15 protein-coding genes are annotated in these 26,556 nt (G+C 34.0%); 6 read left to right on the plus strand and 9 right to left on the minus strand.

The genetic code is table 11. The annotated features are described in order from the left end of the window. Positions 1–127: 127 nt before the first annotated feature. The 9 genes from BUB89_RS10005 to BUB89_RS10045 form a co-directional block, all read right to left on the minus strand. Positions 128–2,563, minus strand: coding sequence for a glycoside hydrolase family 2 TIM barrel-domain containing protein (locus BUB89_RS10005; protein ID WP_083552696.1), 2,436 nt, complete (start codon positions 2,561–2,563; stop codon positions 128–130). Between the two features lie 308 nt (positions 2,564–2,871). Next, entirely contained in the window at positions 2,872–5,682 is a 2,811-nt protein-coding gene (locus BUB89_RS10010) for a sugar-binding domain-containing protein (RefSeq protein WP_083552666.1), read from the minus strand. 382 nt (positions 5,683–6,064) lie between these two features. Further along, the gene (locus BUB89_RS10015) at positions 6,065–7,705 is read right to left on the minus strand and encodes a glycoside hydrolase (protein WP_073244595.1); all 1,641 of its coding nucleotides are present in this window, start codon (positions 7,703–7,705) and stop codon (positions 6,065–6,067) included. Position 7,706: 1 nt separating this feature from the next. Then, positions 7,707–9,314: a RagB/SusD family nutrient uptake outer membrane protein gene (locus BUB89_RS10020; RefSeq protein WP_073244597.1), complete on the minus strand. Its 1,608-nt coding sequence runs from the start codon at positions 9,312–9,314 to the stop codon at positions 7,707–7,709. A 12-nt stretch (positions 9,315–9,326) separates the two neighbouring features. Next, on the minus strand, positions 9,327–12,356 hold the full coding sequence (locus BUB89_RS10025; protein WP_073244600.1) for a SusC/RagA family TonB-linked outer membrane protein: 3,030 nt from the start codon (positions 12,354–12,356) through the stop codon (positions 9,327–9,329). 43 nt (positions 12,357–12,399) lie between these two features. Continuing rightward, entirely contained in the window at positions 12,400–13,797 is a 1,398-nt protein-coding gene (locus tag BUB89_RS10030) for a hypothetical protein (RefSeq protein WP_073244602.1), read from the minus strand. 609 nt (positions 13,798–14,406) lie between these two features. Then, the gene (locus BUB89_RS10035; RefSeq protein ID WP_073244604.1) at positions 14,407–18,468 is read right to left on the minus strand and encodes a hybrid sensor histidine kinase/response regulator transcription factor; all 4,062 of its coding nucleotides are present in this window, start codon (positions 18,466–18,468) and stop codon (positions 14,407–14,409) included. 340 nt (positions 18,469–18,808) lie between these two features. Beyond that, positions 18,809–20,494, minus strand: a complete 1,686-nt coding sequence (locus BUB89_RS10040; protein WP_073244606.1) for a sodium/sugar symporter — start codon at positions 20,492–20,494, stop codon at positions 18,809–18,811. A gap of 415 nt (positions 20,495–20,909) precedes the next feature. Continuing rightward, a complete protein-coding gene (locus BUB89_RS10045) occupies positions 20,910–21,635 on the minus strand; it encodes a biotin--[acetyl-CoA-carboxylase] ligase (protein WP_073244608.1) in 726 nt (241 codons plus the stop codon). A 96-nt stretch (positions 21,636–21,731) separates the two neighbouring features. Here BUB89_RS10045 and rsfS point away from each other — a divergent pair, with 96 nt between their 5' ends. The 6 genes from rsfS to BUB89_RS10075 all read left to right on the plus strand — a co-directional run bounded on the left by rsfS (position 21,732) and on the right by BUB89_RS10075 (position 26,554). Continuing rightward, positions 21,732–22,103 (plus strand): ribosome silencing factor, encoded by a 372-nt coding sequence (rsfS, locus tag BUB89_RS10050; RefSeq protein ID WP_073244610.1) that lies wholly within the window; start codon positions 21,732–21,734, stop codon positions 22,101–22,103. Between the two features lie 16 nt (positions 22,104–22,119). Continuing rightward, the gene (gene ftsH, locus BUB89_RS10055) at positions 22,120–24,045 is read left to right on the plus strand and encodes an ATP-dependent zinc metalloprotease FtsH (protein ID WP_073244612.1); all 1,926 of its coding nucleotides are present in this window, start codon (positions 22,120–22,122) and stop codon (positions 24,043–24,045) included. Positions 24,046–24,156: 111 nt separating this feature from the next. Continuing rightward, a complete protein-coding gene (locus tag BUB89_RS10060) occupies positions 24,157–24,759 on the plus strand; it encodes a lactate utilization protein B/C (RefSeq protein WP_073244614.1) in 603 nt (200 codons plus the stop codon). Position 24,760: 1 nt separating this feature from the next. Next, complete coding sequence (locus tag BUB89_RS10065) at positions 24,761–25,651, plus strand: phosphatidate cytidylyltransferase (protein WP_073244616.1); 891 nt, start codon at positions 24,761–24,763, stop codon at positions 25,649–25,651. Then, positions 25,641–26,294 (plus strand): phosphatidylserine decarboxylase family protein, encoded by a 654-nt coding sequence (locus tag BUB89_RS10070; protein WP_073244618.1) that lies wholly within the window; start codon positions 25,641–25,643, stop codon positions 26,292–26,294. Before BUB89_RS10065 ends, BUB89_RS10070 begins: the two co-directional genes overlap by 11 nt. After that, positions 26,294–26,554: an acyl-CoA-binding protein gene (locus tag BUB89_RS10075; RefSeq protein WP_073244620.1), complete on the plus strand. Its 261-nt coding sequence runs from the start codon at positions 26,294–26,296 to the stop codon at positions 26,552–26,554. Before BUB89_RS10070 ends, BUB89_RS10075 begins: the two co-directional genes overlap by 1 nt. Positions 26,555–26,556: the final 2 nt, after the last annotated feature.

Consider the following 26,556-nt stretch of genomic DNA (forward strand, 5'->3'; position numbering starts at 1 on the left):
TTTTATAATTCTTTATAAATTACAATCTGCGATAATCTATCTAAATCAGTTTAATCTGTGTGTCATTCTCAATAATTGGTATAAGAAACGGATATTTTTTAATGATAAATTACTGTAGAAAAGCCGCTTATTTTACGTTGACAGTAACTTCAACTGCTTTTAGCCATGGGCTTGAAAACTGAACTTTAATAGGTTCGTTTGTTCCATTTGCCTGAATGTAAGCTAAAATACGTCCGTGATAAGCACGTTGCTCATTATCAGTATAATCAGTCATATCCGAATTATTTCCAGCTTCTAAGCCTAATAAACTAGCTGAACCACTGATTATTTTACATGTAATTTCGTTATCAGAAATCATTACAGGAACTCCGTTTTCATCCACTATTTGTAACTTAATTTCCGCAACGCCTTTATCTTTATTGATAACCGAATCGGCATTTTTAACTACTATTGCGTGTGGTTGTTTTGAAGAAGTAATTGCATAACGGCTTACTTCTTTATTGTTTTTATCCAATCCTACTGCTTCTAATTTCCCGGATTGAAACGGAATATCCCAGGAAATAATTCCGGTTTCCTGATCGTAATCTTTTACCTCACCCACTACTTTTCCGTCTAATTCCAGACGTGCTTTGGCAGCATTGGTATAACAAACCACTTTTACCGTTTGGTCTTCCTTGTAATTCCAAATTGACCACGCATCCATAGAAAGGTCTTTTTTATTAGGATTTCTCGAAAGATAAGTTCCAATATAAATCATTGGAGTATCTGACCAAAGCGATTGACGGAAATATCCTCTAGGCTTAATATTACCAGCAAAATCAACTAATCCTGAATAAAATCCTCTTGATGGCCATCTTCCTGATTCCCCTAAATAATCAATTCCTGTCCACAAGAATTGTCCAAAAATATGCTCGTTGTTTTTAACCGCTAACCAGGCTTCATAATCATGACGGTTTTCGCTACCAAAAATGACTCTTTTAGGATATTTTTTATGATCTGACTGGTATTTACTTTCAGTATAATTGTATCCTGTAATATCCAATGCTCCCGGATATTCCGTTTCGTTAGACATCGCAACACCAGCTAAACCGGCAGTAGTAGGACGAGACTTGTCGTATTTTTTAACTGCAGCAACCAATCGTTTTGCAATCGCTCCCAAACGCATCGCATCCGGAGCATCTTTTTTATAGCCTCCATAAGCTGCTTGCGAGAAACCTGAATCTCCCCCTCCATCTAAAACAGGATGAGAATACGGATCATTAGGATAATCTACCTCGTTACCAATACTCCAGGCAAAAACAGAAAGATGATTTCTGTCACGACGTACAAAATCTTCCAAATCTTTCTCTGCCCAATCAGCAAAAATATCAAACGAGCCCTCAAATCCCGGTGTTCCCTGATTCCAACCTTCTAACCATTTGCGTTTAGGAAATTCCCATTCGTCATAAGCTTCATTTAAAACTAACAATCCTAACGCATCACACAATTCATAAAAATCTGGCGCTTGTGGATTATGGCTCGTACGTATGGCGTTTACTCCTATTTCTTTCAAAGTTTTCAATCTGTCTTCCCAAACTTCACGAGGAACAGCAGAACCTAAAACTCCCGCATCGTGATGCAAACAAACTCCTTTTATTTTCATCCATTTGCCATTTAAAGCAAATCCTTTATTAGCATCGAAAGTAAAATTTCTAAAACCTGTCTGTGTTATCGAATGATCAATAACTTGTCCGTCTTTTAAAACGGTTGTTTTTAATTGGTACAAATTAGGATTTTGTAAATCCCATATTTTAGGATTATTTACTTTTATTTTCGTTGCAATTTTACCCGATTGATTGGCAGCAATAGCTACATTATTGGAACTTTTTGCCACAATTTTACCATCATTTGCAATCAATTCGTTTACCACAGTTACAGTGCTTTTTTCTGCCAAACCGTTTTCTACAGCGACTTCAACATTCAAAGTTCCTGTTTTCTTATTTATTTCCGGATACGCATAAACACCCCATTGCTCAATATGCACCGGATTTGCATACACTACCCAAACATCTCTGTAAATTCCTGAACCGGTGTACCAACGAGAATCGGCGCTCTTGCTGTGATCCACGCGAACAGAAATCGTATTTTCAGCTCCGTACTTAACGTACGGTGTAGCATCATAAGCAAAAGAAATATAACCATTAGGACGTTTTCCTAACGAATGTCCGTTGATAAAAACTTCGCTTCTGTTATACACTCCTTCAAAATACAAATATACTTTTTGACCTTTTTTTGCTGATGGAATATCCATCGTTTTTCTATACCAGCCAATTCCTCCAGGTAAAAATCCTGTAGCACTGGCCAAAGTAGGACTCAATTGTCCTTTGATACTCCAATCATGAGGAAGCGAAACAGATTGCCATTTGCTGTCATCATAACTCGCTTTTTGGAAATCCTGATTATCCTGTAGAATAAACTTCCATTGGTTATTAATTTTTTGGGAATCTCCAAATGCGATCTGACTAAAAACAGATACATAAGAAAGCATAAGAAATGCCAGTGCGATTTTTTTTGTTTTAAACATAATTAACATTTTTTAATAAATAAGAGTGCTATACAATTCAGAAATTCTATAAATACAGCTTACAGAAGCAAAGAAATGATTTAATAATTATAATAATGAGGGGTAAATTCGCAAATTAAGTAGTACAAATATACTTTTTCAGTTAATTAATCCTACTTTTAACCGCTAATTTCATTTATAAGACCCTACATAAGTAACAATTGATTTTTTGGGTATTTCAAACATATTGTTCTTTATAATTCCACAAAACAAACCTATTCAAATAAATTATTACAAATAGGTTTATTGTTTTGAATTTGATAATTACTCTAATAAATACTTGTAGCTCCTTCTTTAGCTTTTTCTTTTTCTTCTTTTAGAATCAGTTTCAAAGCATCAGGATTTTTAATAGTATCCGGATTAAATGAAGAGCTATTCATATAATCTAATATCGAAATCAACATCTGTTTTGCCACGGGACGTTTTTCTAAATCGGTACTTAAATCAAACGATGCAATTACTAATTTTCCAGATCCTACACTTCCTTCAAAAAGTGAAGCTAATTTGCGGTTGTTAGCAAAATTATCCACCATTTCTACAATAGGATTTCCTCCCACAACACTATCCATAATAAGTGTTGTTGAGTTCACGTTCAAATCCCACCATTGCCAATCAGTATTCATATCTGTTGGGAAATGAGCCAAGGCTTTATGCGAAGGATCACAAAGAACTCCCATAGTACCTGCTTGTTTTGGAAAATGAATAGGACTCCAAAATACAGGAACAAATTTTCCTTCGATTCCTTTAATCTTTTTCCAATCCGGGTTTAATAATACTTTTTTCCCGGCGTTTAATAATTTGTAGGCTTCGTCCAAATTTCTGGTGTACACTACTTTTCCGTAATCAATAGTCTGTTTTTGAGGATAAACCCAAACATTCCATTGGTTTTTATAGTTTGTACCTTTTAAATTTACTTTGATCGTAAGTTTTGAAGCTTTGGTTATTCTAAGCAAACTTTCGTTTAAATCTAAAACTTTATGATTGTAGCCAACGGTAATTGTGGCCTTAGTACTTCCCGAAGCTATTACTGTATTTTCATCGCTAATACTCCATTGAATTTCCTGATTATTCAAATCGCTTTCTCCATAATTACTGACATCCAGAGAAGCTGTAAAAGATTCATTATTAGTATAAGTTGCTTTAGCAAAACGCATCAATGGCACAACTGGAGCTGAAAATTCTCTGAATTCTTCTGCCGAAATCAAACCTTTACTATCCCAAAAAGCATCCAGTAAACCCACTAAAGCCGTTCCCTGACCCGGAAAATCATGCAAGTCTAATAGTTGAAAACCACTGATTCCAGCTGTTTTTAAAGCTCTTTCTATTTCTTCTTTATAAAGTATTACAGCTAACTTACCTGAAGCCTGCGTATAATCAGCGGCTTTATTGATTAATCCTTTTCGTTCTAAATCTTCTTTAACCGATTTAAAATTAATAGGATCTAAGACTCCTGTATATTTCGAAATTTCATCTATTTTAGGATAAACTGCATATTGTCCTATTTCATGCGTAACTAGTGGTACTGTCATTCCTTCCACTGAAGCTACATAATCTTTATTAAAATTAGGGGATTCACTGTTAAAAACGCCCTGACCACGTACCCATCCTTTTTTAGTCCATTGTGTAATAAAGAAATCATCTTCCGGTTCCGGCCATTTTCCATGCCCATTTTCGAAAGTAAAAGAAGTTGTAGTGTACAAATGTCTATTATCTTTCGCTTTTAGGCTATTCATTAATGAGGTCAAAACGGTCATATCACCCTGTAATTCATTACCCATCGACCACATACAAAAAGAAGGATGATTACCATATTCTTCTATCATTCGTTGGGCTTCGGCATATAAAAATTCGGTTGTTTTTTGATCTTCACCTATTTTAAGCGTCCAGACCGGTAATTCAACCTGAAGATAAAAACCCATTTCATCAGCCACTTCAAAAGCAGCTTTAGGCGGACACCAAGAGTGAAAACGCAAATGATTCAATCCCCAATTTTTAGCTGTTACAAATACTTTTTGCCAGCCTTCTTTGTCCATTGGCGCATGCCCGGTAAGCGGAAAAATATCACATTCTAATGTTCCTCTTAAAAACACAGGATGATTGTTAATGGTTAAAACCGATCCTTTTTTAGAGAAACTACGCATTCCAAAATCGACAGCTGTTTGTGATTTGTTTTTTCCTGCCTTAAGCTCTGCTTTTAGTTCATATAACTCCGGTGAAAATTCGCTCCAAAGCTTTACATCTTTACCCATATCATACTCCACTTCCACAATAGATTGCCCGGTTTTTATTTGGATATCTTTTTGAAGTGCTTCAACGGAGACTTTACTTTTTTTATTTACAGCAGTAATCGTTAAAACGCCTTTTGCTGTTTTCTTAGTATTGTTATTTAATGTGAATGCCAACTTTGCTTTTCCCGTACTGATATCTGGTTTTACTTGTAAATTAGCGATTCGCACAGCATCAAATGCTTCAATTTCCATTTTTCCAATAACTCCATTCCAAATAATTTGTGTATGATTAGTATATGTATGCGCCATGTTATCCACACTAATATCAAATAGTTTTCGATTGTCGATACAAATGCTTATTCGATGTGTTTTTCCAGCAATAAGATATTTGCTAAGATTAAAATAATGCGGTGCAATCAGACTATTTTGTTCTGTTTCGACTTGTTTTCCATCAATCCAAACATTTGTTTTCCAAATAACACGTTCTAATTTTAATATTAATTCTTTCCCTTTCCAATTTTTAGGAACTGTAATTTCACGTGTGTACCAGGCAGCTCCCAGATAACTGTTTTTTCTAGTTAAATGAGTCATTTGGAGTTTTTCCAGACTTGGCTTTAACGTATTAGCAACTCCAAGACCTGCATCATCCGTGGTTCCAGGTAATTTCATTGACTGCTTAAAACTCCTGTTTTGCCAGCCGTTTTTAAATCCAATATCAGTACTGTCTAACTGAACAGTCCATTCTCCGGCTATATTCATTACCAGCTTATCTTTCGAATCCCAGGAAGAGAGAAAAAGTAATAGTAAAACTGATGCTAGAATGTGTTTGATTTGCATGCTGTTATTTTTCATTATTAACATTTCTTTATTGTCAGATACTATTTTGCGAGGCTTTTTTATAAATCCTTTGGATTAGTAATTTCAGCAAAAAAATAGTTTCCCGAACATAAAAGTCAAGTGTTATTTGATCCTATTATAAAGTCTAAAAAAACAATCAAGCTGTTTGTCAAACCAAAAACAGACAGCTTGATTGACACCAAATAAACTAACTTAACTAATTCTTATTTTGCATTGACAATAACTTCAGCTGACTTTAACTGACTTATTAAAGTCACTTTTAAAGTTTGCTTTTCTCCAGTTTGTCTTATAAATAAGAGTTTACTGTTTTTACACTGCAAACTCTTATCTGTAAAATGAGAGTATTGATTCTCATTTTTTAATTTTATCAAATTTCTTAATTGTAAGTTCCTACATAAGTGACAACAGACTTAGCCGGAATATCAAAAGCAGTTGCATCAACAGCTGCTGCTTTTTTCAAACTCATTGTTTCAGAAGTTATGTAAGGTGTGAATTTATTATCAACTAAAGTACCACCTGCAAGATTTAATTTGTATGTTTTTGCCGTAGCACTATTGTTTACTGCAACAATTACTAATTTTTTATTCGCTGCATCTTTGTATGCTGTAAGCATCACACTAGTTGTTGCAGCAGCATTATCAAACTCCGGAATCATTACTCTTACCATTCCTGGTTTTACGAAGTATGAAAAGTTTCCTAAAGCCCAAAGAATTTTAGTTTCTCTTACATTACCATCATACTTGCAATAGTTAGCATCACCTGCACCATTTGATGAACCGTCATCAACATGAAGCAATCCATCTTTATAATCTCCGCGACTAACAGCCGTCCACCACTGCCAGGAAGTAACTCCTCCGATGGAAATATCAGTACTGATAATACGGGCTACCCAAAGTGCTGTTTTCATACCTAAATCTCTGCCTGGTCCTGCTCCACCCGGAAGTTCAGCAGTTCCCGGACTTTCAAGAATACAATATTCCGAAGCCCAAACACTTAATCCCGGAACTGTAGCTGCTCTGGCTGCAACTGACTGTCTGGAAGAAATCAATTCGCTTAACGGCCATGCTTGCCAATAACTATGTCCCGAAATGGTTTTCTTAACATTCGTTAATCCCGCAATATTTTTTGATGAATTCACACCAAAGAAATAATCTATCTGATTAGAACGATTTTCTTTTCCTACAACCGTTTTATATAATGGTTCAAAAGCACCTGCTTCTCCCACTATAATTTGTGAATTCAATCCTTTAGCTTGTAATTTTGGAGCTAATGTATTTACAAAACTGTAAATATTAGCATTAGAAGCCGGTGATCCTTCTTGTCCTGAACCATCCCATTCATATTGTGGTTCGTTAAACGGACTCACATAATCAATTGTTAAACCGTGTTCTGATTTTAACTTATCAATGGCATTAACCCAAAAATCAGCCAATTCAGGCATTTTACCATCCTTTAGGTTATAAAAAGTATTGATTGTTGCATGTGCTTTTCCATTTTGAGTTAAATAAACAGGAGCACTATTAGTAAAAGCTAATAATTTATCTACTCCACGTTCTTTAGCAGCTTTCATAAACCACACCTGTCCTGCTTGTTTACTCATATTGTAAGTTACGCCATCAGTAGTAAAACACTCTGTACGTCTCCACTCATCAGTAATATCACTTGCATCACCTTGTTCAGCACTTCCTGCACCCAGATTAAAACGCCATAATGACAATCCGATTCCTTTAGGATTTCCTTCACTATCAAGCTCTCTGCTAAATAACATATCAGCAATGGCTTTCTTTTTATCAGCAGGCCAGTTTTTCCCAATATTATTACATTGCCAGGCATCTGATGCTCCAAAACTCTCCATAGTTTGAAGGTTCATATCGAGATTAATTTTCAGTTCTGTTGTAGTTTCAACTTCAGTTTCTGAATCCTTAGCATCATCAGATGAACAGCTAACAAACGCTGAATTAAGGGAAAGTAAACCTACTAACAGTAGGCTTACTTTATATTTTTTTAATAAATTCATCTTAATAATTTGGGTTTTGAGTAATTACGTTATTACTTAAATCTCTTTCAATCTGAGGTATTGGCCACAATAAGTGTTTACTAGGATCAAAATTAATTCCTTTATCCTGAGCTTCTCTTGTATTAGTAGTTTCATAAGGATCCGTTGAATTCAAATTGTATTGTACAAAAGTTCCGTTTGGTCCCATCAAAGTTTCAATTACTTTTTTCCCTGAACCTGGATCTTTTTGTCTTCGAATATCAAACAAACGCAATCCTTCAAAAGCTAATTCTAAACGGCGCTCTTTGTAGATTTTTCTCAAAAGATTTGGTCCTGCCAATCCTTCTACTAAAGGTAAATCTACACGATCTCTAATTACATTAATATCATCCATGGCTCCACCGGCATCATTTAAATGATAATTAGCTTCTGCTCTTGTAAGGTACATTTCGGCCAAACGAATCAATGGCACATTCAATGGTAAGTGACCGTCTTTTTTATCTAATGCACGACGTGTAGCGATAGGAATATAATATTTACGACAAATACGTCCTGATTTATTATCATTCAAACTGAATTTATGAGTTGGGTTCAAAACTTCATCACCATAAGCAGCTTCTCCCCATTTAGTGATAGTACTTCTGCGACGAATTACGTCACCTTCAGAAATATAAGCGTTTTCTAAATCGCTTGTAGGCATACACCATCCCCATCCGTCAATAACATCGGCAGTACTATTACTTGGAAAGTTTTCCTTGTCTTCTCCTCTAGCTCCGGCAAAAGTAGGAAGAGCAGCACCTAAAGATCTGTCTTGTACTGATGAAGTTTGTGCTTCTAATATTGATTCAACTCCGTTATGATTATCTACACTCCAGATATCTAAGAAATTTTCTTCTAATTGGAAAGGTCCTTCTGCAATTACTTTAGTTGCATATAATTTAGCATCAGCCCATTTTTCCTGGAACAAAGTCACACGCGCTAATAAAGCATAAGCAGCCCATTTATTTATTCTACCATTTCTTGATACAGTAACGTTTTCTAATTTTTCTGCCGATTCTTTAAGATCAGCTTCAATTTGAGCATAAACTTCAGCAGCTGAGCTACGGGATAAATTCAAATCGCCGGTACCCAAAGATTGTGTGTACAAAGGAACTCCTCCAAAAAGGTTTACCAATTCGTAATAACAATAAGCACGAACAAATAAAGATTCCCCCATATACTGATTTTTTTGAGCATCGGTAATTGGCGCAACATCCATTCTCTCTAACCCAATATTAGCAGATTGAATAGTGTAGTAGTGTGCTGTATAGATACTATTCATAGCTCCCATATTCTCAGGAGTTACTACATATTGTGCACAAGGTCTAAACGCACCATTGTCCTGACCAGTGTTACCCATCCAGGCATCATCTGTAGATGCTTCATTAACTAATCTTGGCGCAAGTAAAGTATACCAATCTTTAGCCAGCAATAATCGCTGCGTTAATTCATTGGTGTAATTTTCACATTCCTGTGCTGTTTGAAAATAATTTTCTAAAGTTTGAGTTCCTCTTGCTTCTTTTTCGATAAAATCGCTACAAGAAACTGCAACAGCTGCAAAAGTTAGTATTGATACTAGTATTTTTTTCATATTCGTTTATTGTTAAAATGCTACATTAAGCCCCATTAGAATTGTAGGTTGAACCGGGTAATTCCATCCTCCGAAACCTGATCCTTTAACACCATCACCTTTGCTAGAATCTCCTCCACCTACTTCAGGTTCTACACCTGAATAGTTTGTCCATGTCCATAAATTTTGACCTGATAATGAGATTCTCAATTTATCTAATCCAAATTTATTGTACAATGAATATCCTAACTGCAGGTTTTTCATACGTACAAAAGAACCATCTTCAACATAGAAAGAAGAGAATTTTGTAAAGTTTTCGTTGTTATCATCTCTTGATAAGCGAGGAACATAATTTGAAGTTCCCTCACCATGCCAAGCCATGTCGTTTAATCCACTCACTTTGTTTGTCAAACTCGTACCATTGTATAAATCTGAAATGTTTTGGTTAACCAAATCATTACCGATACTTGAATAGAAATTAGCTACTAAATCGAAATTTTTGTAAGCAAAATTTAAATTCAATCCCACATTGTAATCAGCCCAAGGCGAACCAATTTTGGTACGGTCTTTATCGTCTAATTTACCATCACCATTTACATCTTTAAAACGAATGTCTCCAGCTTTAGCATAAGGCTGTAATTTAGTTCCATGGTCGTCAGTATGCGAATTCAATTGCGTTTGGTTTTGGAACAAACCATCCGCTACATAACCATAAAAATACCCTGGCTCATCCCCTTCAACAGTCAATGTTCTGTTACTAGCACCAAATAGTTTTTCTCCTTTTGCAGATAATGACAACATCTCAACATCAACAGTAGTAAAAGTTACATCTACACCATAAGAGAAATCTCCTTTAGTATCTTTATAGGATAATAATAAATCGATTCCGCTGGATTGCATCGCACCTACATTTGTCCAGATTGTGGAGTATCCCGGGAAACCACTATAAGTAGGGAACTGTTTAAGGAATAACATATCGTTTGTTTTCTTCTGATAATATTCTAATGATCCTGAGATTTTATTTTGGAACAATCCAAAATCAAGACCAAAACTGATATCCTCTACAGTTTCCCAACGAATGTCTCTATTAGCCATAGTAGATGGATACGAAGTATCTACAACCTGACCATCGATAACATAATATCCCTGACCAATATTAGACTGATAAACTGAAGCCGGTAAATTTTGATTTCCTACCTTACCCCAACCTGCTCTAAAAGTCAAATTGTTAAATACAGAGGCATTAGTCATAAAATCTTCATTTGAAATTCTCCATGAAACAGATGCCGCAGGGAAATTAGCCCATTTGTTATTAGCCATAAATTTAGAAGAACCATCTCGTCTAAATGAAGCTGTTAAATAGTATTTACTATCGAAATTATAAGAAAAACGAGAGATATAAGACATCAAAGAATTAGACCATCTGTTTCCAGCGCTGTTACGGTTTTTAGTTGCTGCATTCAACTCTCTCATTGATTCAGAGTTGTTAGGAACTCCTTCTCCATAACCCCAAACATCATTACCATTATACTCCTCCATTGTACTACCAATCATTAAAGAGGTATTGTGTTTGTCAGCAAATGCTCTGGAATAAGTTGCTGTAGTTTGCCAAGTCCAGTCATTATTAGTAGTAGCTCTTCTCTCAATACTGTTAATTTCAGCTTTTTCGTGAGCTGCATCAATCACAAAATCGGGTCTAAATATACTTTGTACTCTGTTTCCAATCTCAATCGATCCTTGTGTACGGATTATCAATCCTTTAATAGGTTCGTATTGTAAATAACCGTTTGTATTCAAATTGTACTGATCTGTATAATCATCAAATCGGCTCACTGAAGCTACAGGATTCCATACATACGATGGAGATCTGGCATAGATACTGTATTCATTTTCAGTACCGTTTAATTGATCTGCAGGCTTGTAGATTGGAGTAATTGGATCAATCTTCACAAAATCAGCCCAGTTTCCAGGAGTTCCCCAAGTTTCATAACGAGGATTCAAAGTGATTCCTGCCGAAAATTTATCTGAGAATTTAAAATCATTTGCAATTCTGGCAGTTACTCTTTCCCAACCTCCAATGTCATAAAATGAATCTGAATTGTAATAGTTCAAACTGATGGCATAAGTATTTTTTTCAGATCCTCCTGATACTCCTATAGAAGTATTCGTAACTGATGAAGCCTTATTGATTCCTGCTTTCCACCAGTCGGTAGTTTTTCCTCTGTATTGTTCAGCATTAGGCAAATATTCCGAATACCCTGAATTAGTATAAGCAGTATTCATTATAGTAGCATAATTTTCTGCATTTGCCATATCGTAAGGTTTCTCCATGATTTGGTAACCTGTACTCATATCAACTGTAAACTTTGTTTTACCGGCTTTTCCTTTTTTAGTAGTAATTAAAATAACACCATTCGAAGCACGAGAACCATAAATAGCACTTGCAGAAGCATCTTTAAGTACATCCATAGATTCAATTTCATTGTTACTTAAAAAATTGATACTTGTTCCCATTGGGATACCATCTACTACATAAAGAGGATCTGTGCTCAGGTTTACTGTAGATATTCCACGAATAAGCACTCTGGGCTGAGCACCTGGACCACCTGCACCTGTAACTTGAACTCCTGAAACTTTTCCTTGTAAGGATTCCGTAACGTTTCCTACTGTCATGGTTTGAAGTTCCTTTCCTTTTACAGAAGCAATCGAACTGGTAACATCTTTCTTTTTTACAGTAGCATATCCCACAACAACAACTTCCTCTAATGATTGACTGTCTTCCATCAAAACTACATCAACTACTGTTTTTTGATCTACTTTAATTGTTTGTGTAGCAAAACCAATAAAAGAAAATTCAATTTGGGCTTCTTTATTAGGAACTACAATAGCATATTTTCCATCAAAATCAGTTGAGACTGAAGTTTGTGTTCCTTTTACAAAAACATTTACTCCAGGAATTGGCACAGCTCCTTTGTCTTTGACAGTTCCTTTTACTGTAATTTGTGCAAAGGCTGCCGAGCTACATAAAATAGCAATTAGTAAGCCTATAAATTTATATTTCATATCAAGATAATTTATTAATTAATGTTATATCAGCTATAACAAACTATTTTTTAGTGATAAATGCTCTTTCTAATTCGGTATCCAGAATCACTTTATAAACACCCGGAGCAGCAGGATATTTAGCATTTCCATTAGAACCCGGAGACATGGTAGCAATACCATTTTTAATCAGCCTCCATGATGGACTCCACCATTGTCCTGTAAAAGTTCCTTCCATAGTACCTGTAAGTGTATATTCACCTACTAATTGATACGGATTGTCTGGATTATTAGCCAAATGTAAACTTGTTTGAACCCAGGCATTCCAGGTATCCCAGTTAGCACCTTGAATTCCTCCACCTGCAATACTTACAAAAGGTCTTCTTTGAGTTTCGTCATCATGCCATAAACCGTTTGCAACATTAGCCCAAACATAACTTGTAGGAGTATATTTAGCCACTGAATAAACTAAAGTACTTGGATTTACTTTGATTTTATAATAACCTTTTGTAGGTAAAACAATAGCAGATGAAGCCACATCATCAACTAAATCTCCCGAAGCATTCAAACCAAAACAATGTGGTGCAAAATCAGCTTCCTGTCCTAAGAAATAAATTTCTTTATTATCTGTATCAGCATAATATTTGAATTCAAAGTCCTGCCCTACTTTAGTATGGAAATACATTGGTACACCTACTGCATCAGTAGTAAGGTTAGTTCCTTTAGGCTGGTCACATAAATATATTGCAGGGTATTCATTAGTTGCCACAATGTTAATGTTCATTGTTCCCATATTAGGAATCGCAAATTTATCTTTTGCAGTAATGGTCAAAACATACTGAGCAGCAGTTACCGGCAAAGTATACGTTTTATTAAAAGTATAGGACTGAGGAGATCCTGTTAACTGAATCAATTCATTAATTCCTAGAGCTTCACATTTAACTTCGATATAATCAATTCCTGAATCATCATTAACAACAAAATTAACCGGTAAATCAGTACTGGAAGACAATAAAACCACAGCACCTTCCTTAGGAGTAATCATACTAATTGCAGGAGCACTAAATTCGCCATCCAAACGTAAATCAATCTCCTGATCAATCTCGTTACCCGAAACATCTTCAATAGTCAATTTAATTTTAAAAGCTTCCGATATTCCTCTATCAGCAGGCACTTCAAAGAAATAACTCAGATCATAAGTGGTTAAAAGAGGTTCTGTAGCAAAATTGATTATTTTGTCTAAACTCAATTCGGGAATTTGAATTCTGACACTTTTCAAACCTAAATCATCATTCAGGGTAGCTTTGATTTCAAATTTTCTATTTGGAGCACCATAAATTTCATTTGTTAATACTTCAACTGTGGGATTTTCAGATGAAGGAAAACTTGGTTCATCTTCCTGACATCCTGTAAAAAGGAGTGCGAAAAATGTAAATAAAAATAAATACGAGAGTTTTTTCATATCATTGATTTTAGTTTTGGTTGTCGTTTATATAATTTTCTAAACAACTTTTTGATTTTAAATAGTAGTTCTAAATTTTCATAGCCATACATCGCTTTATTGAGTTCCTATACTTTTCATAAGCTTTAGTTTTTGTTAGTTTGGTTAATAAATGAATGTGTTTTTTTAATTTTTCTTTATGATAATTTAACTTAAAATAAACGTCAAGTCATAAATAATAAACTATCATCCTAGCAAAGGAATGACTAAATAGCAGTAATCATAGGGGGGATATTCGAAAAAAAAGAAGGGTAAATTTGAAAACGATAAGGACAAATCATTCAAAAAAGACAATTCAACAAAAAAATCTGACTTTATTTGATTTCTATGTAAATTATACGTTATATAATTTACATATTAACAAAAAAAACCTAACCTTAATATTAATAAGATTAGGATTACCTGAAATATTATTGTTTTTTTTGATTCAGAAAAGTGAACACGTAAAATTTAATACCTATTCGTTTCATATACCAATCATTTTAGAATAGCGATATTGAAACGGATTATTGCAGATTGTGATTTACATAGTGCTACAGCAGAAAATTTACTTTTTAGCAAAACAACAGACTACTTAATAATATTTAAATCCTTATTAAAGGAATCTTTATATTTTTTAATATATGCCGAAGGAGTCATCCCATACAGTTTAACAAATTGCTGTCTGAAATATTTTTGATCTTCAAATCCAACTTCTGCACTGGCTTGGGCAATATTTATGTTTTCGGTAAGCAATAACATTGCAGCTCTTCGTAAACGAATGGAACGAATAAAAGCATTTAACGTTTCTCCCGAGATTATCTTGATTTTTGTATATAAAGTACGATGACTCATCCCCATTTCGAGAGCAAAATTCTTAATTGTAAAATCCCTATTACCCATATTGGCTTCGATGATATCAATACATCGTTTTAAAAATTCCTGATATTCAGCAGGTACTTTTTGGGAGTTTTCCTTCAAGGTAATACTATCTAAGAAATACCTCCTTAAATTACCTCTGTTTTTTAATAAAGTATCTACCCGTGCCAAAAGCAAATCATCATCAAATGGTTTGGTAATATAATCATCTGCTCCGTCGGTAATTCCTTGTAAATGAGTCTCGGGATTATTGGTAGCTGTTAACAATACAACCGGTATGTGTGATAATTGATCACTTTCTTTTATTCTTCTACACAATTCTAATCCATCCATCACCTCCATTGCAATATCCGAAATAACAATATCAGGCATGTGTTTTTCGGTCATTTTTAAGCCTTCGTGACCATTTACAGCATTATAAACCAAATGCGTTTCGGAAAACAACTGAATTAAATAATTTCGAATTTCAGCGTTATCATCAATAATCAATACTGATTTCTTATCAGTCAGTATTTCTTCATGGAATTCTTTATCAGCTTTTTCTTTGTTTAATTCATTTTTATTATCCAAATCATCTACCAAAAGTTCTTCCAGTAATTCACTCATTTTAGGAGTATTCAAACTTATTGGCAAATCATCAAAATGCTCCTGCCCTTTTAAAAATGTCAATGTAAAGCAGCTTCCTTTACCCAATTCGCTTTCGCAAACTACCGTTCCTTTGTGTTTATCTACAAAATATTTGACAATATACAAACCAATTCCAAAACCGGCACTTACAGTAGCTTTTGAATCTAATTGTTTGAATTTTTCAAAAATAGCTTCAATATTTTGCTGGGCAATTCCGGAACCGGTATCAGCAATAGCTACTGACACTTTTTTTTCTGTTTGAGTCAATTTAACAGTAATACTTCCGCCATCAGGGGTGTATTTAAAAGCATTGGAAACTAAATTAAACAACGAAATTTCAATCTTTTCATAATCCCCAACAATTTGAAGTGTCTCATCAGGAATTTCAATCGTATAATTGATGGACTTATCCCGGGCTTGCGTTACAAAACACTGATACACTTCCTGACATAAATCATTCATGTTAATGGCAGACAATCGCAAGACATCGGCATCATTTTCAGCCTTACGGAAAAGCAACAACTGATCTACTAAGCTCAAAAGTCGTCGTGCATTTCTATAGGCAATTTGCAAATCCCCCTTAGAAGAATCATTTTGAGTATCCTCTTTTTTAATTACCTTTTTCAAAGGATTAATAATCAATGAAAGTGGCGTGCGGAACTCATGAGAAATGTAGGTAAACATCGACGATTGCTTTTCGGCAATTTCTTTCTCTTTTTTCCTTTCTAATTCGGCTATTTTAACCTTATACTTTAATCTTTCTTTGTATTTACTATACCTTACATAATTGTAAATAATCGTTCCACCAATTAGAAAATACAAAAGATAAGCCCACCAGGTTCTGTACCAAGGCGGTAAAACTACTATTCGAATTAAAGTCTCAGCCTTACTTAATTCATCCTGAAAATTGGATGTTTTTACTTTAAAAAGATAGGTTCCTTCAGAAAGATGCGGATAATTAGCCTTTCTGTTCTGTCCGGCATTACTCCATTGATCGTCCCAGCCTTCCAGAAAATAGGCATAATTAATTTTATCGGCACTCGAATAATCCAAAGCCACAAACTCAATGGACAAAGTAGTCTGATCATAAGGCAATCGAATTTCTTTAATCTGATGCTTTAAAGTCCATTCCGAAATTAAATCGGGCTTAGTGACAATAGGTTCATTATTTACATTCAAATCCGAAAGAAGAATCTTTGTATTCGAAACTTCTTCTTTTATCAACTCAGGATAAAACAGATTAAATCCATTGATTCCTCCAAAGAAAAACTCACCCGAGGCTAATTTCAAAGCGGCATTAAAACTAAACTGATTACTTTGTAACCCATCATTTTTAGAAAAACTTCTAAAAGTATTTGTTTTGGTATCCAATCGACTCAAACCATTGTAGGTACTCATCCATAAATTGCCATTTTTATCTTCTAAAATCCTCAAAATAGTATTAGAAGCCAATCCATCGGCAGTGGTAAATCTTTTGAATGCATTGGTTTTTCTGTCAAATAACAATAAACCGCCTTCCTGTGTAGCAACCCAAAGTTGTTTTTTTCTGTCTTCATGAATAGCACGAACAGGATAACCAATATTAACTTTGTAATGTTTTTTACGCACTTTATCGATGCACACAATAGAAGTATAATTTCCTCCCCACAATTTACCATCACTGGTTTGAGTCAGACATTGTAAATTGTTAATATCCTTATTATAAAGTATAAATGAATTTTTACTGCGGTCAAAAAGATACAAACAGCCTTCATTCGTGGCACTTGCCCAAATATTTTTTTGAGCATCCTCATAAACCAGCCAAATATTTTTCTCTATCTGTTTTGTAAACGGATTATAACAGGAATATCGGCTTATGTAATTGGTTTTAGGGTTGATCCGGTTAACTCCTCCTGCCCAGGTAGACAACCAAATTTCCTTATTACTATCACAAATAACATTGGTAATAAAATTACTCGAAATAGCATTTGCCGAATTGGGATTATTATTATAAACGGTATAAGTATCTGTTTTTCTATTCCAATAACGCAATCCCGCACCATCAGTTCCAATCCATAAATTGTGTTTTTCATCTTCGCAACCCGACAAAATAAAATTTTGAGCCAGATTATTCTCCTTAGCATTGTATTTTACAGTCTTAAAATATTTAGGAGCAGCACTTATCATACTAATCCCTCCCCGAAGTGTTCCAAACCAGACATTACCAAAATAATCTTCATAAACACTCCAAACAGCACTACTTTTAATAATTTGCTGAGAATTATCCTTACTAAAAGGAACTACTTTTTGATTTGTCCTGTCTAAAATAAAAATTCCGCAACAATCAGTAGCAAACCAAAATTGATTCTTCTTATCTCTCAGAATATTGGTTATCGTATATTTATTTGAAAAATAATTTTTTGAAATTGAAAAGGTGCTGGTATTAAACAGAAAAAGACCTTCATCAGTACCAATCCAAAGATTACCACTAGTATCATTTTCCATACACTTTACCTCCATAATTATAGGAGTAATTAATTTTATTTTTTGAGTATCAAAATTGTAATAACACACTCCCTGATCCCTAACATATAGCCATAAACCTTTCCCGGTTTTATCTTTTTGAATCCCTAATACATCATAATTATAAGGTTTTCTTAATTTTGTTATGGGAATAGTTTTTCCAACAAATGAGCCATTTTCAAAAATCAGTAATCCGGCATTTTGTGTTGCTAACGCCACTAAATTACCCGAAACCGCTTTTATCTGATGCACCACATTTTTTAAAACCAGACTGGTTCCATCTTCCTTTTCTTTGTATTTTACCTGATGAAATAAGGCTTTTGATTTATCATAAACAGAGGCTCCTTTGTTTCCACCTATCCAAATATTTCTTTTTGAATCTCCGTCTAAAGTATAGATGGTGTTATTTGATAAGGAGTTTTCATTATTGATTTCGTTTCTAAATATCTTAAAAGCATAACCATCGTAGCGATTTAAACCATCATAAGTACCAAACCACATATAACCATCGTTGTCCTGATAAATTGTAGTAATGGAATTGTTTGACAATCCATCCGAAATATCAAGAAATCGCACGGAATAATCTTGTGAAAAACTAATAAATGAAGAAAAAAACAGCGCTAGTATTAAAGCTAAATATCTCAAAATATAGGATTTAAGTATTAAGTCACTTGATTATAATTGAACAGCACAAGATATAATAAAATTAGTTAATCTCATAAATTCATTATTGTTTTCATAGGGCTAACACATGAGTTTCAGAAATAAAAAAATCAGCCACGAATGACACGAAATAACACAAATCTGCAATTAGTATAACCTAGTGGTTGGCAGACAGGTTCATGGCAAAAATAAAACGGATACGTTTGTCCTGATTGCTTTCAAATATAGATTTTTTACTCCGAAAACCGATTTTAGAACATAAAAAAAGTGCGAACTAATAAAGATTAATTCGCACTTTTTTAAAAATATACTTTATTATTTCTTACCAGAACTTCACGTACAAAGCAGCGATAATTAATAAGGTAATAATGATTAATACTGTAGTTTGTGGTTTTACTTTAAACATTTCAGTATCTAATTCGAATGCTTTAGGATTCACTTTTGGTCCTCCAAAACTGATTCCAATCATTAACAACATTGTAAAGAAGAATGATAATCCCATACAAATATGGAACGGAATTTCGAAACCACCTTTACCATTTGGCCAGGCTGTGTATAATAATGTTTCGTTTCCAAACATTGCCGGAGCGTATTCGTTAAATAAAACAGATAATAAGAAACCTGCAATTACACCCACAATAGCAGCTGTACCAGTTGTTCTTTTCCAAAACATCCCTAGGAAGAACATTGCAAAAACTCCGGGGCTGATAAATCCGGTATATTTCTGGATATAAGTAAATCCTCCTACTCCACCAATACCTAAAACATCATTCCAAGTAAACATTACTGCAAGAACCATTGAAGCAAAAACAGCATAACGACCAATATTTACCTGAGCTCTGTCTGAAGCTTCTCTTTGAATGTATTTTTTATGAACGTCTAAAGTATAAATAGTAGAAATACTATTCACTTTACCTGCTAACGAAGCTACAATTGCAGCAGTCAATGCCGCTACGGATAATCCTTTTAAACCTGTTGGTAAGAAAGTCAACATCGCTGAATAAGCTCCGTCTTTTCCACCTACTAATTGTGGTAAATGTCCTCCTTCATATAAAACATAAGCAGCAATACCAGGCAACATTACAATTACAGGCATTAATAATTTTAATAATCCTGCAAATAAAATTCCTGTACGTGCTGTTTGTAAATCGGCTCCCAAAGCTCTTTGAGTGATGTACTGATTACATCCCCAATAGTTCAGGTTGATAATCCAGATACCTGCTAAATAAGATAATATTCCAGGGAAAGTAAGGTATTTATCAATCTCTAACTGAGTAGAATTAGCATCCGGTCTTGGAATAATCATTTTGAAATGTTCCGGTGCTTTTTCCATCAAGACATTAAATCCGGCAATAGCGTCTTTACCTACTCCAAAATATTCTCCTACTGTAGTCAACGCAATATAAGAAGTTACTAAACCTCCAATAATTAATACTGCCACCTGAATAACATCCGTATAAGCCACTACTTTCATACCTCCAAGAGAGATAATCAAAGCAAAAATTGCTAATCCTAACATAATAACATGAAGGTATTCTCCTCCGGCTAATCCGTTAATAGCAACCGCTCCTAAGTATAAAATAGAAGTTAAGTTTACAAAAACATACAAAAACAACCAAAAAACAGCCATAATTAACGCTGTAGTTTCATTATATCTGGTTTTTAAGAATTGCGGCATCGTGTAAATCTTGTTTTTAAGATAAACAGGAATAAACCATATTGCAATAATAATCAACGCAATTGCAGCAACCCACTCGTAAGCGGCAACAGCAATCCCTAAGAAGAAACCTTCTCCACTCATTCCGATAAACTGTTCAGCTGAAATGTTTGAAGCAATTAACGATGCACCAATAGCCCACCATGTTAAAGTTCCTTCGGCTAAGAAATACGCCTTAGCATCGTGTTCGTTTTTTTCGCGTTTACGATAGATAATATATCCGTAAATTGAGACTACTAAAAAGTAGACGATAAATACTGCATAATCTGCAAATTCGAGACTTGAGCTCATAAGAAATTTGTTTTTAGTTGGTTAATGATTGTTATAGAATATTATTTTTTTATACCGTTAATTTATATGCACTTTAAAGTTTTCCCTTTTTAAGAAAAACACAAACTATAACTTTTAATACTTTAGAATTTCGTTAAAATTCCCAGTATTAAATAGCACATACATTTTATTAAGAACATTTTTTTACGAAAAACGAAATCCAAAAGTAAAATAAAAAAACTTATTAACCTCATTTTTTTAAATGTAAAAACAACACTTACCGACAACACAAAACATAAAGCATTACTATACAAGTATTTAAACAATTAAAAATATTGGTTTATTTAATAATTTTTTACTAAAAAGACGCTGACAAACCATTATTTTGAGCTAAAAAAAGCTATAAAGAATAGTTTTTAAACATACTATAGCGGTTTTAATAAAGCATCTGAACTTCTTTTACCTCAAATTCAACAAAGCTATTATCCTCTAATGATACAACTAATTTTCCAGCTGCCGAAACAGATGTAATTATTCCCATAAAAGATTTTTCTTTTACTTTAAAAGGCATCGGAACTCCTTTTTTAAACAGTATGGATAAGTATTCATTCCACAAACCCTGCGAATTGGTATTAATTAAGGCCAAATTAGCTTTCAATCGCTCAACAATCAAAACCAGAATTTTTTCTTTATCAAAAACAGTATCAGCAACTACTGCCATCGAAGAAGCTTTGGGTAAATTATCAAAATTAGTCTGATTCACATTCAAACCTATACCTATCACAGATGAAATACGCCCTCCCGATTTAAAAGTATTTTCGATCAAAATGCCACCCAGTTTAAAATTAGCTGACATAATGTCGTTTGGCCATTTTATACTTAAATCCTTAATATTGAAAGTTTTCAGCACTTGGATAATTGCTAATGCTGTTGCAATGTTAAGTTGATAAATCCCATTTGGATTCAGAACAAAATCTTTCACAAAAACACTCATTATTAAGTTCTTAGACGCTTCAGTATTCCAAACTGCTCCCATTTGCCCGCGTCCTTTAGTTTGGTTTTCAGCACTAACTACAGTAAAATTTTCTAATTCCTGTGTTACTGATAAGCCTTTAAGGAAATCATTTGTAGAATCTATGGCATCGAGTTTGATTAGTTTCATTAGCAATTATTATTGTAACATAATTTAATATTATGTTAAGGTTCAAAAATAATCACAAAAAATGGTAACTTTACACACTTATTATAAAAATAATTCATGGCAAAAAAGACAGTAAATAATGATGACCTACTGGCAAACATTATCAAAGGAATAGAAGAAGTAAAAGGAAATGATATAGATATTCTCGATCTTAGAGAAATTGATACCGCAGTTTGCGACTATTTTGTTATCTGCAACGGAAATTCAAATACACAGGTTAACGCAATTGTTAACTCCATTCAAAAAGTTGTTTCAAAGGAAATTAAGGATAAACCCTGGCACGTTGAAGGTACTGACAATGCCGAATGGGTGCTTATGGACTATGTAAATATAGTAGTTCACGTTTTTCAAAAACAAATTAGAGAATATTACAATATCGAAAGTTTGTGGGGAGATGCAAAAATTACTACAATTGCAAACAAATATTAAAGAAAGATAAAAGATAATGGCAAAAGACAATAATCCAAATCCTAATAAATTTAAAATAAGTCCGTGGTTAGTTTACACTGCTATTTTGCTTATTTTCTTGTTTATCAGCTTTGTAACTGGCAGCTCCAGCTTACAAGAGCCGGCTCAGCTAAAGTCGTCTAACATTGACAGCATGTTAACCAAAGGCGAAATTAAAAATGTTATTATTTTCAATAATAAAGATGCTGAGATTTACCTTTCAGAAAAAGGATTAAAAGATCCTGCAAACAAGAAAGTAGCTAAAGATATATTTGACAGACCTAATAAAGGACCACATTATACTACGAAATTTGGTGATTTAAAATCTTTTCAGGAAAAACTGGATGCAGCTAAGGCTGAAAAAAAACTGGTTGATTATGACTTTAAAGAAGCCAGCAATTGGTCGGATATTCTTATCAGTTTACTTCCTGTAATCATCATCATTGGAGTGTGGATTTTTATCATGCGTAAAATGTCAGGTGGTGGCGCTGGCGGAGGTGGACAAATTTTCAATATCGGAAAATCTAAAGCGAGACTTTTTGATGAAAAAAATGATGTTAAAACTACGTTTAAAGATGTCGCTGGACTTGAAGGTGCAAAAGAAGAGATTCAGGAAATTGTAGAATTCCTGAAAAACCCTGAAAAATTCACCAATTTAGGGGGTAAAATCCCTAAAGGAGCACTACTTGTAGGACCTCCTGGAACAGGAAAAACCTTGTTAGCTAAAGCGGTGGCTGGAGAAGCTCAGGTTCCTTTCTTCTCCTTATCAGGTTCTGATTTTGTTGAAATGTTTGTAGGAGTTGGTGCATCACGTGTACGTGATTTATTCAAACAGGCAAAAGAAAAATCGCCGGCTATCATTTTTATTGATGAAATTGATGCTGTAGGTAGAGCTCGTGGCAAAAACAATATGTCAGGTGGTAATGATGAGAGAGAAAACACTTTGAATCAATTACTGACTGAAATGGACGGTTTTGGCAGTCAGACAAACGTAATTGTTCTGGCAGCTACAAACAGAGCCGATGTATTAGACAAAGCTTTAATGCGTGCCGGTCGTTTTGACAGACAAATATTTGTAGACCTACCGGATGTACGTGAGCGTGCCGAAATATTCCTGGTTCATTTAGCACCCTTAAAAAAAGTAGAAGGTTTAGACTTAGACTTTTTAGCAAAACAAACTCCCGGTTTCTCCGGTGCAGATATTGCCAATGTATGTAACGAAGCAGCTTTAATTGCTGCACGAAATAACAAAACTGCTGTTGACAAACAAGATTTCCTTGATGCCGTTGACAGAATTGTAGGTGGATTAGAAAAGAAAAACAAAATCATCACACCCGAAGAGAAAAAAGCAATTGCAATTCACGAAGCCGGTCACGCAACCGTAAGTTGGATGCTGGAGCATGCCGCACCTTTAATTAAAGTAACCATTGTTCCTCGTGGACAAAGTTTAGGAGCTGCATGGTATTTACCTGAAGAACGCCAAATTGTTCGTCCTGACCAAATGCTGGATGAAATGTGTGCTACTATGGGAGGCCGTGCCGCCGAAAAAGTAACTTTTGACCGAATTTCAACCGGTGCTTTGAGTGATTTGGAAAAAGTAACTAAACAAGCCCGTGCCATGGTTACAATCTATGGTTTGAATGACAAAATAGGAAATGTTACTTATTATGATTCATCAGGACAAAGCGAATACAGTTTTTCAAAACCGTATTCAGATGAAACTGCAAAGGTGATAGATACTGAAATATCAGCACTTATAGAAAGTCAATATCAAAGAGCGATTCAGATTTTAGAGGAAAACAAAGACAAGTTAAATCAACTGGCTAATATCCTTATCGAAAAAGAAGTCATTTTTAAAGACGATTTAGAGGCTATTTTTGGAAAAAGAAGCTTTGATAAAAATCTGGAAGAAGTAGTCTCTTAATTAGACTCTTGACATAAATTATTTAAAATCTTAATTCAAAACCGCGTTTTGAATTAAGATTTTTTTATCTTTGAACGGTTACAAATAATATATAAAAGTCCCCTTCAAAATATGAGTCTTTTTAGAAAAATTTTCGGATCTAGTATTTCGCCGTCAGATGAGGAAAAAGAAAACCAAAATAGTAATTTCTTTCCTGAGAGTAATATATCTGTGGACGAACAATTTATCTACAATTTTAAAAAAAATGGAGGTAAATTTTTATACTGTGAAAATGCTCAGGAAGTAAAAGACCAATTCGAAAATATTCTGGAAGAAAATGACTGGTTTGAAAGCGAAGTCCTTTGTTATGATCCAAAACTTTTTGAACTACTGGAAGAAAACAGACTTATTTATAACAAACCTGGAAATCCTAAATTTTTATTTTCCAGTTGTGAAAATTTGATTGCCGAGGAAGGATCTATTCTTTTTTCTTCTAAACAAATCAAACAACTAAAACCCAATGAATTGCCTGTTAATATCGTAGTTTTAGCAACTACCAGCCAAATTTTAGCAATGAAAAGTGACGGTCTTAGTGCCATAAAAAAGAAATACGAAAGAGATTACCCTACCAATATTACTGCTATAAAATATTTTGAAAAAGCAAAAGAAGAAGACTTCACTCAATACGGAAGTTCGGCTAAAAACCTTTATTTATTGCTTTTAGAAGATCTTTAAAATGAATGAAACTCTAAAAAGATCAATATCGGGTGCTATTTATATCCTATTATTGATAGCTTCCATATTATATTCTACCGAAAGTTTCTTCCTGCTTTTTGGTGTTTTTCTGGTAATAGCTATAGCTGAATTTTGTAATTTGGCACAAGTAAATAAAACACTCCCGTTAATTGTCGGTATTTTATTATACAGTACAGTAACTTTAATTAGTCATTACAATACAATTACCACGACAACAATCAATGAACTTTTTGATACTAACATTGAGATTACAGTTAACATACAACAACTCAATATTATATTATTAGCTATAACTTTAGTGGTATCAGTAAAATGCATTCTTTTTTTATTTTATGATAACATTCAAAAAATAAGTACTTCGTCTAAATACCTTTATCTCTTTGGGTACATCATACTCCCGTTTATTTTTATCACTAAAATTTCATTTGGAATAAAAGATTATAATCCTAAGATTATAATTGGGTTATTTTTAATAATATGGACTAACGATACTTTTGCTTATATTGTTGGGAAATCTATTGGAAAACATAAACTATTTGAACGTATTTCGCCTAAAAAAACCATCGAAGGTTTCCTTGGCGGAATTCTTTTTGCCATATTATCGGGCTATTTGATTTCTAAATTTTACATTAGACCTAATCCTGAATTTAGCAGCCAGTCTATTTTAATATGGGTCTCAATTGCTGCAATTGTTGGTATATTTGGAACAATTGGGGATTTAGTAGAATCTAAATTTAAACGAATTGCCGGAGTTAAAGACAGCGGAAACATCATGCCTGGACACGGAGGTGTACTAGATAGACTAGATAGTGTTATATTTGTAGCACCAATTATATTTTTATTTTATCAAATTTTAAATTATGTTTCATAAAGAAGGAACCAAGACCATTTTACTGGGAATTATTTTTACTGCTTTAGTACTATTAATTTCTGACAATTTTATCGATATAGTCTGGCTTAGAAAAGGATTGCAAATCTTTGCTTTTTTTATCCTCGTTATCATTTTACAATTCTTTAGAAATCCTAAAAGAACAGTAGCTCTCGATGAGACTCAGATTCTTGCTCCTGTAGATGGAAAAGTTGTGGTAATTGAAGAAGTATATGAAGGCGAATATTTTAAAGACAAACGTTTACAGGTTTCTATTTTTATGTCACCTATAAACGTTCACGTAACCCGATATGCAATGAGCGGGATTATAAAATTTAGTAAATACCATCCCGGAAAATTTTTAGTTGCCTGGCATCCAAAAGCAAGCGAAGAAAACGAAAGAACAACTGTGGTTATAGAAAATAATACTTTTGGCGCTGTTTTATACCGTCAAATTGCCGGAGCATTAGCAAAAAGGATTGTTAATTATGCTCAGGAAGGAATGCAGGTAGTACAGGGTACAGATGCCGGTTTTATAAAATTTGGCTCCAGAGTCGATTTATTTTTACCTTTAGGTACTCCGGTGAATGTAGTTTTAAATCAAAAAGTAATTGGAGGAAAAACTATTATTGCAATAAAAAAATAATGATTGAAAAAGATTTAGATACCCGTTTTAACGAAGCGGTAAAAAAGGCTTCAGAAATGACTCAGGCATCTCTTCCTCAGGATGTTCAATTAAGACTTTATGCATATTACAAACAGGCAACTATTGGCACAATGGAAATCAGACAAACTTCTAATTTTCATTTAAGAGATGCTTTTAAAATAAATGCCTGGATGCAAATTAGTCATATTTCTGCTGAGGAAGCCAAAGAAAACTATATAGAAATTATTAATTCTCTTTGAAA

The organism is Flavobacterium flevense (genome assembly GCF_900142775.1).
Taxonomy (GTDB): domain Bacteria; phylum Bacteroidota; class Bacteroidia; order Flavobacteriales; family Flavobacteriaceae; genus Flavobacterium; species Flavobacterium flevense.